The organism is Streptomyces sp. NPDC058464, from assembly GCF_042721035.1.
Lineage (GTDB): Bacteria > Actinomycetota > Actinomycetes > Streptomycetales > Streptomycetaceae > Streptomyces.
In genome coordinates, this window is the sequence record NZ_JBHXMA010000001.1 from 141,909 (window position 1) to 157,224 (window position 15,316).

Genomic DNA, 15,316 nt, shown 5'->3' on the forward strand with positions numbered 1-15,316 from the left:
GCTTACTGACAAGTAATTCGCAGTGCCCGAAGGCGTTCCGGGAAATGTTACGCGCCCGACGATTCCGCGGGCTTTACGGCCGTCTATGGCAGACGTGTGCCCATTGCCCCCGCGCCCCACCACCCTCAGGGAAGGACGACCATCATGGCCGCAGTGACCGCTCGTGAGGCCGAGGACTGGCTCATCGGGAAGATCGCACACCGCCTGGGCGTGGCAGACGACGAGGTCTCCCGCGAGGTGTACTTCGACGAACTGGACCTCGACTCCACCGAGGCGCTCATCCTCGCCGGTGAGATGGAGAACTGGCTCGGTTTCGAGCTGAGCACCACGACGCTGTGGTACCACCCGACCGTCAAGGACCTGGCCGCCTACATCGCGGAGGAGAGTACCCAGCGTGCGGCCGCCGCGTGAGCTGACACCGCCGGTCGTCCGCCCGTTCCGGCAGGCCGCGCCCGGCGGCCGGACGGTGTACGTGGTGCACCCCGGCGCGCTCGCGGCCCAGGTCTACCGGGGGCTGGCGGACGCCCTGCCGGAGGGCGACGGCCTGACCGTGCTCGACCTGTCGGGCGTCGCCGAGTACGCGCAGGCCGCGCTGAACGGCGGCCGGGCAGCTACCACCGTGCAGGACCTGACCGACGGCCTGGCCGCGCACCTGGAGCCGGAGCAGGGCCCGTACACCCTGGCGGGCTGGTCCTTCGGCGGGGTCCTCGCCCACGCCATGACCCGCACGCTGCCCGCCGGCCGGCTCCCCCGGTCCCTGGTCCTGCTCGACAGCATCGCGCCCGTCGACGCGTACAAGCAGCCCGACAACGCGCTCGAACCCGCCCTGCTCCTCGGCTGGTTCGCCATGTACCTGGGCGCGAAGCGCGACCGTGCCGTCATCGTCGACCCGGCGGCGCTCGCCGGGCGCGGCACCGACGAGGGGCTCCCCCTGGTGCTCGACGCGGCCGTCGCGGCCGGGGCACTGGCCGCGGACACCCCGCTGCCCGGACTGCGCAAGCTCTACGACACGTACGTCGACGGTCTGCTGCGCAACAACCGGCTCACCGCGCCGTACCGGCCCGGACCCGCACCGCTCCCGCTGGTGCTGGTCAAGGCCGAGCGCGGGCTGCTCCCCGAGGACGCGTCCCTCGGCTGGGAGTCCCTCGCCGCGCACGGGCTGACCGTGCGCCCCTGCCCGGGCGACCACTACACGATGCTCGCCCGCCCCGACGCGCTCGCCGTGCTCGCACCGCTGCTGCACGCCGCGTAACTCCCTTTTCTTCTTCCCCCATTTGCGCGTGTCACCTTCAGGGCCCCCGTACCGACCCGGGCTGTCCAGGCCCCGTCCGACCAAGAGAGCCTCGCCGTGAACGCTTCGCACCGCTCGTCCGACCTCGATCGCCGGCTGGCCCGCGATCCCATCGCCGTCGTCGGCCTGTCCGCCCTGTACCCCAAGTCGCGTGACCTGCGCGAGTTCTGGGCGAACGTGGTCTCCGCCGCCGACTGCATCGAGGACGTCCCCGCGACCCACTGGGACGTGTCGGAGCACTACGACTCCGACCCCGCCGCCCCCGACAAGACGTACTCCCGGCGCGGCGGCTTCATCCCCGACGTCCCGTTCAACCCGCTGGAGTTCGGGCTGCCGCCCAACACCCTCGAAGTCACCGACGTGCTCCAGCTGTTGAGCCTCGTCGTGGCGCGTGACCTGCTCAAGGACGCGGGCGCCGACCAGGACTGGTACGACGCCTCGCGCACCGGGGTGGTCCTCGGGGTGACCGGCGCCAACCAGCTCACCCAGCCGCTGTCCGCCCGGCTGCAGACGCCGGTGCTCAAGGAGGTGGTTCGCTCCTGCGGGCTCTCCGACCGGGACGCGGAGGAGATCGCGGAGAAGTTCAAGCTGGCTTTCGCGCCCTGGGAGGAGAACTCCTTCCCCGGCATGCTGGGCAACGTGGTCGCGGGCCGGATCGCCAACCGGCTCGACCTCGGCGGCACCAACATGACGATCGACGCGGCCTGCGCCAGCTCGCTCGGCGCGGTCAAGTCGGCGGTCAGCGACCTGCTGGAGCGCCGCTCGGACATGATGCTGGTGGGCGGCTGCGACGCCGAGAACACCATCTTCATGTACCTGTGCTTCTCCAAGACGCCCGCGTTCTCCAAGGCCGGGCGGATCCGCCCGTTCGACGCGGACGCCGACGGCACCCTGATCGGCGAGGGCATCGGCATGCTGGCGCTGCGCCGCCTCGCCGACGCCGAGCGCGACGGCAACCGGATCTACGCGGTCCTGCGCGGCATCGGCTCCTCCAGCGACGGCCGTTTCAAGTCCATCTACGCCCCGCGCAAGGAGGGGCAGATGGCGGCGCTGCGCCGGGCGTACGAGGACGCGGACGTCACCCCGGACTCGATCGAGCTGTTCGAGGCGCACGGCACGGGCACGGCGGTCGGCGAGGCGACCGAGCTGTCCGCGCTGTCGGCGGTGGTCTCGGAGTACACCGGGGAGCGGCAGTTCGCGGCCGTCGGCAGTGTGAAGTCGCAGATCGGGCACACCAAGGCGGCGGCCGGCGCGGCCGGCATGATCAAGCTGTCGCTGGCCCTGCACCACAGGCTGCTGCCGCCGACCATCAACGTGGACCGGCCCAACCCGGCCATCGACTGGTCCGAGAGCCCGTTCTACGTCGGCACCCGCACCCGCCCGTGGATCCGGGACCCGCGCCGGCCGCGGCGCCGGGCGGCCATGTCCTCGTTCGGCTTCGGCGGCACCAACTTCCACCTGGTCCTGGAGGAGCACGGCGACGGGGACGACCTGCGGGTGATGTTCCCTGTGAGCCGGATCTCTGTCTGGCATGAACCTGACATGAACAGTCTGGTGAGGGCGGTGGGCGGCTCGGCCGAGCCCCGCACCGACCGGGCTCCGCACGGCCACCCCCGGCTCGCCCTGGTCGCCCGCTCGGCTGCCGAACTCGCCGAGCTGCGCGCTCTGGCCGCCGAGCGGCTGCGGGCCGAGCCGGACGCCGAGGCCTGGTCGCACCCCAAGGGCATCTACTTCCGCCGCTCCGGGGCCGACCTCGGCAGGGTCGGCGCGCTCTTCGCGGGTCAGGGCAGCCAGTACGTCGAACCCGGGCGGACCGCGGTGCTCGCGCTGCCGCCGCTGCGGGCGGCCTTCGACCGGGCCAACGCGGCCTTCGGCGACCAGGAACTCCCGCTGTCCCGGGTGGCGTTCCCGCCGCCCGCCTTCGACGAGGTGACCCGCGCGGCCCAGGAGACCGAGCTGCGCCGCACCGAGTACGCGCAGCCCGCGATCGGCGCCCTGGCTGCCGGGCAGTACCGGTACCTCACCGGACTCGGCTTCGCGGCAGACGGGTTCCTCGGGCACAGTTTCGGCGAACTGGCCGCGCTGTGGGCGGCCGGCGCGATCGACGACGACACCTACTTCACGCTGGCCCGGGCCCGCGGTGCGGCGATGGCCCCGCAGGGCGACGCGGACGCCGGGGCGATGGCGGCCGTCACCGCCACCGAGGAGCGGGTGGCCGAACTGCTCGCGCAGTTCGGCGACCTGATGATCTGCAACCGCAACGCGGCCGACCAGATCGTGGTCGGCGGTGCCACCGAGGCGGTGGAGCGGTTCGTGACGGAGGCGGAGGCGGCCGGGGTACGGGCGGTTCGGCTGCCGGTGTCGGCGGCCTTCCACACGCCGTTCGTGGCGCACGCGGTGACGGAGTTCGGGCGCGCGGTCGCGGACGCGGCCGTCGGCGAGCCGGACCGTCCGGTGTTCGCCAACTCGCCGGGCGCGGCCTACGGTTCGGACGCCGACGCCAACCGGCGGACCCTGGTGGACCAGCTGGTCAAGCCGGTCGAGTTCGCCGACCGGGTCGAGGAGATGTACGCGGCGGGCTTCCGCACGTTCGTGGAGTTCGGGCCGAAGGGCGTGCTGACCCGGCTGGTGGACCGGATCCTCGGGGAGCGCGAGCACGTCGCGGTGCAGCTGGACCCGGGCAGCGGCGGCGACGCCGACCTCACCCTGAAGCGGGCCGTGGCCCAACTGGCCGTACTGGGACTCCCGTTGGCGACCGCCGACGCCTATGTCGCGGAGGTGCCGGACGTCGAGCCGGTCAAGGGGATGACGGTGCCCCTGAACGGCATCAACCATGTACCCGAGGCACGCCGGACCGCGTACCGCGAGGCACTGGAGAACGGGTACCGGGTGGCGCTGCCGACGGCCGCCGCACCCGTGGCAGCGCACACGCCGGCGGTTGCCGCCGCGGCCGGCCCCATCACGGCCACCCTGGCCACCGCCACCCCGGCCACCGCTGCTGCGCCGGTGCCGGTCGCCGGGTCCGCCGCGGAAGCCCCCCTGCCGGTCGTCGAGGCGACCATGCAGCACCCGGTGCCGGTGGCCGAGGCGGCCGTGGCACGGCGGCCCGCCCCCGCCCTGCCCCTGTCCCGCCCCGCAGACCTCCTGGAGAGCGAGCTCGTGGAAGAAGCGCACCCCGCCCCGGTACCCGACCCCGCCGACGACCGGCTCTCCGAGCTGATCGCCGACCACCTGGCGCTGCACGACGACTACCTCAACGGGCAGCTCAGCAGCGCCCAGCGCATGATGGGCCTGCTGGAGCGGGCCGACGAACAGGGCCGCGTGGACGACGTGATCCCGGGTGTGGCCTCCGTGAAGGAGCACGGGCTGGCCATCGGGCGTACGCATCTGCGGGCCAACGAGATCCTGCGGGACCTGGCGTCGATGGAGTTCGGCCGGACCGGCACGCCCACCGCACCGCAGGCCCCCGCCCCGGTCGCCGTACCCTCCCTGCCCGCCGCGCCCGCCGTGCCCGTGCAGGCGCCCCCCGCCCCGGTGGCGCTCCCCCAGGCTCCGGCCGCGTCCGCCGCGCCGCTCCCGCCCGCGCCGCCGGCCCCGACGCCTGCCCCTGTCGCGCCCGACCCCGCCCCCGCTGCCCCCGTGCCCACGGCCGGGGCCTCCGCCGACGATGTGGCTGCGGCCCTGCTCGACGTCGTGTCGCAGAAGACCGGTTACCCGGCGGAGATGCTCGAACTCGACATGGACGTGGAGGCGGACTTGGGCATCGACTCCATCAAGCGCGTCGAGATCATGGGCGTCCTCCAGGAACAGTTCCCCAGCCCCACCCCCGTCGGCCCCGAACAACTCGCCGAACTGCGCACGTTGAGCGAGATCGTCGGCTTCGTGCTCAGCCTCGGCGGTGCGAGCGCCGCGGCGCCGGCCGAGACGTCCGTCCCCGGCATCGCCTTCAGCACCGAGGCCGTGACGGCGGCGCTGCTCGGTGTCGTGGCGCAGAAGACCGGCTACCCCGCCGACATGCTCGACCTCACCATGGACGTCGAAGCCGACCTCGGCATCGACTCCATCAAACGCGTCGAAATCATGGGCGTCCTCCAGGAACAATTCCCCAGCCCCACCCCCGTCGGACCCGAACAACTCGCCGAACTGCGCACGCTGGGCGACATCGTGGGCTTCGTGACCGGGCTCTCCGGCAGCGCGGATGCGGGGCCCGCCCCCGCGGCGGCCACCCGGCCGCCCACCACGGCCACCACCGCCGCCACAGCCGCTGCCACCGCCCCGGCCCCCTCCCCGATCGGCCGCGGCCACGCCGCCCTGCTGGACCTGCCGGTCCCGGACCGGCTGGTCGGCGCCTACCCGCAGGGGGCGACGGCGCTGGTCGTGGACGACGGCAGTGAGGTCGCGCAGGCCGTCGCCGCGCGGCTCGCGGGGAACGGCTGGCTGGTGCGCCTGCTGCGGCTGCCCGGTGTCCCGCAGCGCGTCGCCGGGGTCGCCGACCTGCCGCTGACCGGCTGGGGCGCGACCGAACTCGCGGCCAGGGTCGATGAGTTGGGTGCCGATCCGCTCCATCTGGCCGTCACGTTCGCGGCCGCCGACGGGCTCCCGTGGGCCGAGGGCGTCCGCCGCCTCGCGCACACCCTGCTCACCGCCCGGCACCTGGTCGCCCCGCTCACCGCGGCCGCCGCGACCGGCCACCGTGCCGCCTTCGTGACCGTCACCCGGCTCGACGGCGCCTTCGGGCTCACCGGTGTCGCCGAGGACGCGGCCCCCGCCGGCGGAGTGGGCGGTCTGGTGAAGACCCTCGCCGTGGAGGCGCCGGAGCTGTTCTGCCGCGCTGTGGACCTGGCTCCGGGGCTGGACGCAGACGGCGCGGCCGGCCTGGTTCTGGAGGAGCTGTACGACGCCGGGAGGGGCCCGGTGCAGGTGGGCCGTGACGGGGCCAGGCGGGTCGCGCTGACGCTCGCCGAGGCGGCCACGGACCCGGCCACCACCCCGGCCACCACCCCGACCGGCGTCCCGCTCTCCGCCGACGACCTCCTGGTGGTCACCGGCGGCGGCCGCGGCATCACCGCCCGCTGTGCCGTGGCCCTGGCGGCCGCGCACCGGCCGGGCCTGCTGCTCCTCGGCCGTACCGCGCTCGGTGCCGAGCCGGCGTGGGCGAACGGGCTGACCGATGCGGGCGCCCTGAAGGCGGCGGCCGTCGAGCAGCTCAAGGCGGCCGGTGAGAAGCCCACCCCGAAGCGGGTCGAGCAGCTCTACCGGTCGGTCGTCGGCGAGCGGGAGGTCCGGCAGACCCTGGCCGAGATCCGCGCGGCCGGCGCCGAGGCCGAGTACCTGGCCGTGGACATCACCGACGCGGCCGCGACCGCCGCCGTCCTCGCGCCGTACCGGGAGCGGATCACGGGTCTGGTGCACGGCGCGGGTGTGCTCGCGGACCAGTTGATCGCCGCGAAGAAGGCCGCCGAGATCGAGCGGGTCTTCGCCGTCAAACTGGGCGGCCTGCGCTCGGTGGTGGCCGCACTGCCCGCCGAACGGCTGCGCCACGTCCTACTGTTCTCGTCGGTGGCCGGCTTCTTCGGCAACCGGGGCCAGTCGGACTACGCGATGGCCAACGAGGTGCTCAACGCCTGGGCAGGTGCCTTCCGCGTCAACCACCCGCAGGCGCATGTCACTTCGCTCAACTGGGGTGCCTGGGACAGCGGGATGGTCTCGCCGCAGATCAAGGCGGTCTTCGAGGAGCGCGGCATCGCGCTGATCCCGGAGGAGACCGGAACGCGGCTGTTCGCCGGGCAGTTCGCGCCCGAGCGGGCCGGTGACACGGTCGTCGTGCTCGGTCCGACCACGCCCCTGTCGGCGCCCGAGCGCACCGCGCCGACGGCGCCCGTCGTCCTGGAGCGGGACCTGTCCGCGCTGGCCGGTGAACCGCTGGTCGCCGACCACGTGATCGGGGACGCGCCGGTGCTGCCGGCCACGGCTGCGCTGGGCTGGGCGGTCGGCTCGGTCGAGCGGCTGACCGGCGCCGAGGTCGCCGAGGTCCGGGACTTCGCGGTGCACAAGGGCGTCGTCTTCGACGGCGAGGCCGACGCCGGGCGTTTCCAGCTGACGGCCGACCCGGTGCCGGACGGCACCGAGGCCGACGTGGCGATCCGCTCGGTCGGCGCGGACGGGACCGTACGGCCGCGGTACGCGGCACGGCTGCTGTTCGGCGCCCATGCAACGCCGGCCCCCCGGGTCGCCGGGCTGCCCGCGCCGGGCGGCGGCAGCGACGCGCAGGTCTTCTACGCCGACGGCACGCTGTTCCACGGTCCGTCGTTGCGCGGGCTGCGCCGGGTGCTGGAGTCGGCCGAGGCGCGGCTGGTCCTGGAGTGCTCGCTGGCCGAACACCGGCCCGCGGGCGGGGCGTTCGGGTCCGCGCGGTACGCGCCCGGCACCGCCGACCTGCTGCTCCAGGCCGCGCTGGTGTGGATGCGGGCCAACCGTGACACGGCGACGCTGCCGGTCGGGGTGGCCCGGGCCGAGCTGTTCGAGGCGCTGCCCGACGGCGAACCGTTCCTGGTCGTGGTCGAGCCGGACCGGGCCAACGGCACCGGCACGACGCTCACCGTGACGGCCTGCGCTCCCGACGGGCGGGTGCTGATCCGGCTCACGGGTGTGTCGCTGGTGTCCACCCCGCAGCTGGCCGCCTCGTTCGCCCGCCGCTGAGCCGACGCCGACCTGTGGACCGCCGGTCCCGGCGGGCGGACCTGTGTCACCGCCCGCCGGGCCGGCCTCCTGGAGGAAACAGCGCTATGAGCAAGTACGCGATCGTCGGCATCTCCTGCCTGTTCCCCGGGGCGGAGACTCCCGACGCGTTCTGGAGGAACCTGCGCGACGGCGTCGACAGCCGCACCGAGGGCGGCCCGGACGTCTTCGGCCCGGCCCCCGACCCCCGTGTCGCGGACCCGGAGCACGCCATCACCTGTGTGCGCGGCGGCTTCGTCACGGATTTCTCCTTCGACCCGACCGGCTACCGGCTCCGCCCGGAGGACCTGACCCGCCTGGACCGCGTCTTCCACTGGTCCCTGCACACCGCCCGCGAGGCCCTGCGCGACAGCGGGCACGCGGACCGCCCAGAACTCCTCGCCCGCACCGGCCTGGTGGTCGGCGACTACTCCTTCCCCACCCCTGCCTCGGCCCGCATCAGCCTGCCCCTGGTCCACGAAGCGGTCCTGGACGGGGTACGACGCGGCGGGCACCCGGCGCCGGCATCGGCCGCGCTCCTCGACCCGGCCGCCGTCCACCCGGCGGACGCCCGGGTGAGCGGCGCGCCCGCCCGGCTCGCGGCCGCCGCCCTCGGCCTCGGCGGCCCCCGCTACGCCCTGGATGCCGCCTGCTCCTCGGCCCTGTACGCGTTGCAGCTGGCCTGCGACCACCTGGCGGCGGGCCAGGCCGATCTGGTGCTGGCGGGCGGGGTCTGCGCCCCCGACCCGACCCTCATCCACCTCTCCTTCTCCGACCTGCACGCCTATCCGGAGAACGGGATCAGCCAGCCCTTCGACGCCCGCTCCACCGGCATCCTCACCGGCCAGGGCGCGGGCATGGTCGCGGTCCGGCGGCTCGCGGACGCGCTGGCGGACGGCGACCGGATCCACGCGGTCGTCGACGGCATCGGCCTGTCCAACGACGGCGCCGGCCGCCATCTGCTGGTCCCCAACCCGTCCGGTCAGCGCTCCTCGTACGAACTCGCCTACGCCCGGGCCGGGTTCGGTCCCGAAGAGGTCGACTACCTGGAGTGCCACGCCACCGGCACGCCGGTCGGCGACGGCACGGAGGCCGAGTCGGTGGCCGCCTGGTTCGGCGCGCGCGGCGGCACGGTGCCACCGCTGGGCTCGGTGAAGGGCAACCTCGGTCATCTGCTCACCGTGGCGGGCCTGAGCAGTCTGCTGAAGGTGATCCTGGCGATGGGCCACGGCGAACTGCCGCCGACCATCGGGATCGGCCAACCCCTCACGGAGGCCCTGCCGTTGGTCCGCGAGGCCCGCTCCTGGCCGGACGGGCGGCCGGGACCGCGCCGGGCCGCCGTCTCCGCGTTCGGCTTCGGCGGTACGAACGCCCATGTCGTCCTCTCCCAACAGGCCACGGACGAAGGGGAGTCGGAGCCCGCCGTCCCGCCCGCCCTCGACATCGTGGGCCTCGGCGCCCACTTCGGCACCCTCGACTCGGCCGCCGCCTTCGAACGCGCCCTGCACGACGGCACCGACGCCTTCCGGCCGCTGCCCGAGCACCGCTGGCGCGGCCTGGAGGAGACCGCGGGCGGCACCCTGGAGCGGGCCGGACTGGAGCGGGCGCGGCTGCCCGAGGGCGGTTTCGTCGACCGGATCGAGATGGACCCGGCCGACCACCGCATCCCCCCGGCCGACCTGCGCAACTACAACCTCCAGCACGCCCTGATGTCCAAGGTCGCCGACGAGGCGCTGCGCGACGCCGGGTACGACCGGACCGTGCCGCCGGGCGCGAAGGGGCCCGAGGCGCGCCGGATCGCGGTCGTGGTGGCGATGGAGATCGAGCCCAGCGCCCATCTGCACCTGGCCCGGCACGGCATCGGCGACTTCCTGCAACGGGCCTACGCCGAGGCCGGGTTGGAGCTGCCCGGCGGCCTCGCGCAGGCAGCCCGGGAGGCGATCCACCGGCCGATCGTCGCCAACGAGGTGCTCAGCTACATCGGCAACATCATGGCCAGCCGCATCTCGTCCCTGTGGAACCTGACCGGCCCGTCGTTCACCGTCTCCTCCGACGCGGCCGGCACCGCCGAGGCCCTCCAGATCGCCCGGCTCCTGCTCCTCGACGAGACCGTGGAGGCCGTCCTGGTCGGCGCGGTCGACCTGGCCGGCTCGCCGGAGAGCCTGCTGCTGCGCGGCACGGCACCGGTCGCGGGCGCGGGCCTGACCTTCGGTGACGGACAGCGCGGCGTCCGGATCGGCGAGGGCGCGGGCGCCGTCGTGGTGACCCGCCCGGAGGCCGGGCGAGCCCGGCGGACCTATGCGCGGGTCGACTCGATCGCCGTACGGCACTCGGCTCCGGTCGACGGCCTGCTTCCGGAGGCAGACGCGGACGCCCTGGCCCAGGCCGCGGAGCAGGCGCTGGCCGCCGCCGGGATCGCCCCCGGCGAGGTCGGCTACGTGGAGGCGCACGCGGGCGGTACGGCGGTGCGGGACGCGGCCGAGGTGGACGCCCTGGCGCGGGTCTACCCTGCCGGTTCGGGCGCCGTGGCCCTCGGCAGCGCCAAGGCGCAGGTCGGCGACACGGTGGGCGCGTCCGCGCTGGCCGGCCTGTTGCGGGCGGTGCTCTGCCTGCACCACGGCTACCTTCCCGGCGTGCCGGGCTGGCGCAGGCCCGCGCCGGAGCTGGCGGAGCGGTTCGCGGCGTCGGCGCTGCACGTGCCGGACGCGTCCCGGCCCTGGCTGCGCACCGACAACGCGCGGCGCAGGTACGCCGCCGTGAACGTCATCGGGTCCGACGGCGCCCACGGCCACCTGGTGCTGTCCGCCGAGGCCACCCGCGGCGACGTCGTCCCCGCCGACTGGCGGCGGGCCGGCGCTCCGCCGCTGCTGCCGCTGGGCGCGGCGGACATCGACGGACTGCTGGCCGAGGTCGCGCGCCACACGGAGCTGCTGGGCGCGGGCGCCGACCCCTACCGCCTGGGCCGGGCCGCCGCCGAGCGGCTGCCGGGCAGTGCCCTGCGGGTGGTGCTGGTCGGCCGGGACCGCGAACAGCTGCTCCAGCAGCTGGAGTCGGCCGCCCGCAGCCTGCGTGACGCCAACGCCGCGGGCGAGGAGTGGACCACTCCGGCGGGCAGTTGCTTCGCACCGCGGCCGATCGGGCCGGACGGCAAGGTCGCCCTGGTGTACCCGGGCGCCTTCAACTCCTATCCGGGGCTCGGCCGCGACCTGTTCCGGGTCTTCCCGTCCCTCCTCGGCGGCTTCGAGTCGGAGGCGGGCGACCCGGACCGGATGTTCCGTGCCGCCCAGCTCTACCCGCGGACCCAGACCGCCCCGGAACGCCGTGACCTGATGCGTCTCGAGGGCGAACTAGGCGAGGACATCCCGTTCATGCTCGCCACCGGCACCACCTTCGCGATCCTCTACACGGACCTGGTCCGCCGGCTGCTGGGCGTCACGGCGCACGGCGCGTTCGGCTACAGCCTCGGCGAGTCCAGCATGCTGTTCGCCACCGGCGGCTGGCGGCGCTCGGCCCGCCGCGACGACCGGATCAGCGCCACCCCGCTGTTCCGGGACCGGCTGACCGGCCCCCGGCGCACGGTCCGCGAGCTGTGGAACCTGCCCGAGGACACCCCGGACGAGGCCGTGTGGGGCAGCTTCGTCCTCCTGGAGTCGGCGGACCGCGTCACCGAGGCCCTCACCCGCCACGACCGGGTCTTCCTCACCCACGTCAACACCCCCACCGAGGCGGTCGTCGCGGGCGACCCGGCCCAGTGCCGGGCGCTCATCGAGGAGTTGGGCTGCCCCTCGGCCCGCTCCCCCGTCGGGTCGGTGATGCACTGCCCGGTCGTGGACGGCGAACTGGCCGGCCTGGCCGAGCTCAACGACCATCCGACGGGCTCCGTGGGCGGCCTCGAACTGTTCAGCGCCTACGACTACGAGCCCGTCGGCGACCTCGACTCCACGGAGGTGGCCCGGCGCATCGCCCGGACCCTGCGCTCCACCATCGACTTCCCGAGGCTCGTGCGGACCGCCTACGACCGGGGGTTCCGCTACTTCGTCGAGACCGGCCCCGGGGCCACCTGCACGCGCTGGGTGCACGACACCCTCGGCGACGCCGCGCACGTGGCGATGCCGGTGGACCGCCGGGGCGTGCCGGCCGCCCGCTCGGTGGCCCAGCTCGCCGCCCGGCTGGTCGCCCACGGCCTGCCGCTCGACCTGGCGGGTCTGCTCGGCCCGGACCCGGTGGCCGCCGGGCGCGCCCCGCTGCTGCGGGTGCCGGTCGGCGGCGGCCCGTCCATCCCGGCCGGGATCGCGGGGCATACGCCGCCCGCCCTGCCCGTCCCGGCCCCCGCCCCTGCCCACGGCGCCCGTGCGGAAGAACGCGCGCCGTCCGTCCGTACGGCCGTACCGGCACCGGTGGCCGCCCCCGTCGACGCCGAGGACGCGCGGCCGGCCCCCGTGGCCGCCGTCTCGCTGGAGGTAACCGACCTGATGCCCGCCGACCCGACACTCGAAGACACCGAGGTCATCACCTTCGACGGCGAACCCCTCGCGTCCATGCCGTGGACGGAACAGCCGGAACAGCCCGAGGAGGCCGTACGGCCCGGGACACCCCGGCCGCGCCCGGCCACGGCCGAGCAGCCGACTGCCGCGCCCGGCGGGTCCGCCGCCGACCTGCTCCGTGACCTACGGCAGCAGATGGTGGCCACGCACTCGGTGGTCATGGAGACCCAGCGGGTCCTCCAGGAGCACACCCTCAACCGGATGGAGGCCCTGCTGGACACCGGTGCGCCGGTCCCGGCATCGCCCTTGCCCGCCGGGCCCGTGGTCGACGGACCGGTGACCGTCGAGCCCGTGGTCGTCGAACCCACGGCCGTACTGCCCCCCGCCGAGCCCCCTGCCCTTCCGCCCGCCACCATCCACTCCCCGCGCACCCCGGGCGTCATCTGGGACGAGCAGCAACTCCTCGCCTTCGCCACCGGCCGCCTCACCGACGTCTTCGGCCCCGAGTTCGCCGAGATCGACGGCTATGCCAAGCGCGTCCGGCTGCCCGCACCGCCGTACCACTTCGTCACCCGTGTCACCGCCCTCCAGGCCGAGACCGGGGTGTACGAGCCGTCCTTCATCCGCACCGAGTACGACGTGCCCGAGGACGCCTGGTACGCGGTGGACGGCGGAGTGCCGCCGGCCGTCGCCATCGAGGCCGGCCAGTGCGACCTCCTCCTGATCAGCTACCTGGGCATCGACTTCCGCAACAAGGGCGAACGCGTCTACCGGCTGCTCGACAGCAAGCTGGTCTTCCACGGCGACCTGCCGCGCACCGGGCAGACCCTGCGCTACGACATCTCCATCAACCGGTTCGTCCGCCAGGGCGACACGACCCTCTTCTTCTTCAGCTACCTCTGCTACGCCGACGGCGAGCTGATCCTCGAACTCAAGGACGCCTGCGCCGGGTTCTTCTCCGCGGCGGAACTGGCCACCCCGCTCGGTGTGGTCGTCACGGAGAAAGAGAGGCAGCGGCGGGCGGCGCTGACGAGGACCTGGTTCAAGCCGCTGGCGGACACCGACCGGAACCATCTCACCGCCGCCGAACTGGAGTTGCTCGCCGAGGGGAAGCCCGGCGAGGTCTTCGGACCGCACCACGCCCAGGACCCCGGCCTCAACCCGGCGCTGCGGCTGCCCGACGCCCGGCTCCGCATGGTCGACGAGATCCGCATCGACCGTACCGGCGGGCCGCGCGGGCTCGGGGCGATCACCGCGTACAAGCGCCTGGAGCCGGACGCCTGGTACTTCGAGTGCCACTTCCCGGACGACCCGGTGCTGGCCGGCTCGATGGTCGCGGAGGGCGCGGTGCAGACCCTCCAGGCCTACCTCCTCCACCAGGGCATGCACCTGGTCCTGCCGGACGCCCGCTTCCAGACCATCATCGGCCTGGAGACCGAGGTGCAGGTACGCGGCCAGATCACCCCGGAGCACCGGGAGATCCGGTACGAGATCGAGGTCATGGAGCTGACGCTGCTGCCGCGGCCGTCCGTGGTCGCGGACGTCCTGGTGTACCTCGGCGACAAGCCGGTGATCCGGATGCGGAACTTCGGCATCCAGGTCCGGGAGAAGGACGGCACCGCGTACCGTCCGCCGCTCGGCGGTGTCCCGGAGTTCCTGGGCCGCCGCAACCGCTCCGGCGAGCCCGCGATGATCAACGAACTGCACCTGGCACACGCCGCGAAGGGCGACCTGGGTACGGCGATGGGCCCGGAGTTCGACGTCTACCGCGACAGCCGGGCGCCGTACATCCCCAACGGGGACTTCCAGTTCGTCGACCGCATCATGCGACTCAAGGGCGTCCGCGGTGAGTTGAGGCCGGGCGCCGAGATGGTCACGGAGTACGACTCCCCCGCCGACTCCTGGTACTACGGCGAGAACTCCCACCCGCACATGCCCAACTGCGTCTACATGGAGACGTCGTTGCAGGCGGCGATCCTGCTCGGCTACTACCTGGGCGCCACCCTCAAGCAGCCGGAGACCGAATACTCCATCCGCAACCTGGACGGCACGGCCACCCTCGTCAAGGACGTGGACCTGCGCGGCAGGACGATCCGGCACCACTCCACGCTCCTGATGACCAGCGCGGTCTCTGGCGCGGTACTGCAGAACTTCCGCTACGAACTCTCCGCCGACGGCGAGGTGTTCTACACCGGCGAGTCGCTCTTCGGCTACTTCAGCGAGGCCGCGCTCGCCAACCAGGCGGGCCTGGACAGCGGGACGTACGTCGCGCCCTGGATCGAGCAGGCGAAGCCGGAGAACGTCCGCCGCATCGAACTGTCCGACGACGCACCGCAGTTCAGCGGCGACCTCCGCCTTCCCGCCGGTCACTTCCACCTCGTCGACCACGTCGACCTGGTCGAGGACGGCGGCCGGCACGGCAAGGGGTACCTCCACGGGCACCGCGCGATCCGGCCCGACGAGTGGTACTTCGACTGCCACTTCCACCGCGACCCGGTGATGCCCGGCTCGCTCGGTGTGGAGGCGATCCTGCAGGCGCTGCGCCTGTACGTGCTGGAGCGGGGCCTGGCGGAGGGCATCGAGCGCCCCCGGTTCGCGCTCGGCACCGGCGTCGCCATGAGCTGGAAGTACCGGGGCCAGATCCTGCGCCACGACGGCGAGCTCAGCTTCGACGTGCACGTCAAGGAGGTCCGCCGGGACGGCGACCGGCTGGTCGTGGTCGCCGACGCCGACCTGTGGAAGCCGGGCCTGCGCATCTACGAACTCACCGACGTGGCCATCGAGGTCCGTCCCGACGACACCCACGCCTGATGCTTCGAGGAGA

4 protein-coding genes are annotated in these 15,316 nt (G+C 73.9%); all 4 read left to right on the plus strand.

Going from position 1 to position 15,316, the window contains the following annotated elements; all coding sequences use genetic code 11:
- Positions 1-144: 144 nt before the first annotated feature.
- The 4 genes from ACFWPQ_RS00695 (at position 145) to ACFWPQ_RS00710 (ending at position 15,303) form a co-directional block, all read left to right on the plus strand.
- Positions 145-411, plus strand: coding sequence for an acyl carrier protein (locus ACFWPQ_RS00695; protein ID WP_384028468.1), 267 nt, complete (start codon positions 145-147; stop codon positions 409-411).
- Positions 395-1,252 (plus strand): alpha/beta fold hydrolase, encoded by an 858-nt coding sequence (locus ACFWPQ_RS00700; RefSeq protein WP_384028470.1) that lies wholly within the window; start codon positions 395-397, stop codon positions 1,250-1,252. The genes ACFWPQ_RS00695 and ACFWPQ_RS00700 overlap by 17 nt, the downstream gene beginning before the upstream one ends.
- Positions 1,253-1,348: 96 nt before the next feature.
- On the plus strand, positions 1,349-7,990 hold the full coding sequence (locus ACFWPQ_RS00705) for an SDR family NAD(P)-dependent oxidoreductase (RefSeq protein WP_384028472.1): 6,642 nt from the start codon (positions 1,349-1,351) through the stop codon (positions 7,988-7,990).
- A gap of 86 nt (positions 7,991-8,076) precedes the next feature.
- A complete protein-coding gene (locus tag ACFWPQ_RS00710; RefSeq protein ID WP_384028474.1) occupies positions 8,077-15,303 on the plus strand; it encodes a beta-ketoacyl synthase N-terminal-like domain-containing protein in 7,227 nt (2,408 codons plus the stop codon).
- Positions 15,304-15,316 lie beyond the last annotated feature (13 nt).

What these genes read in the sequence shown, in the direction of transcription:
- ACFWPQ_RS00695 (WP_384028468.1), top strand. Translation starts at nt 145, where the DNA reads ATGGCCGCAGTGACCGCTCGTGAGGCCGAGGACTGGCTCATCGGGAAG.
- ACFWPQ_RS00710 (WP_384028474.1), top strand. Translation starts at nt 8,077, where the DNA reads ATGAGCAAGTACGCGATCGTCGGCATCTCCTGCCTGTTCCCCGGGGCG.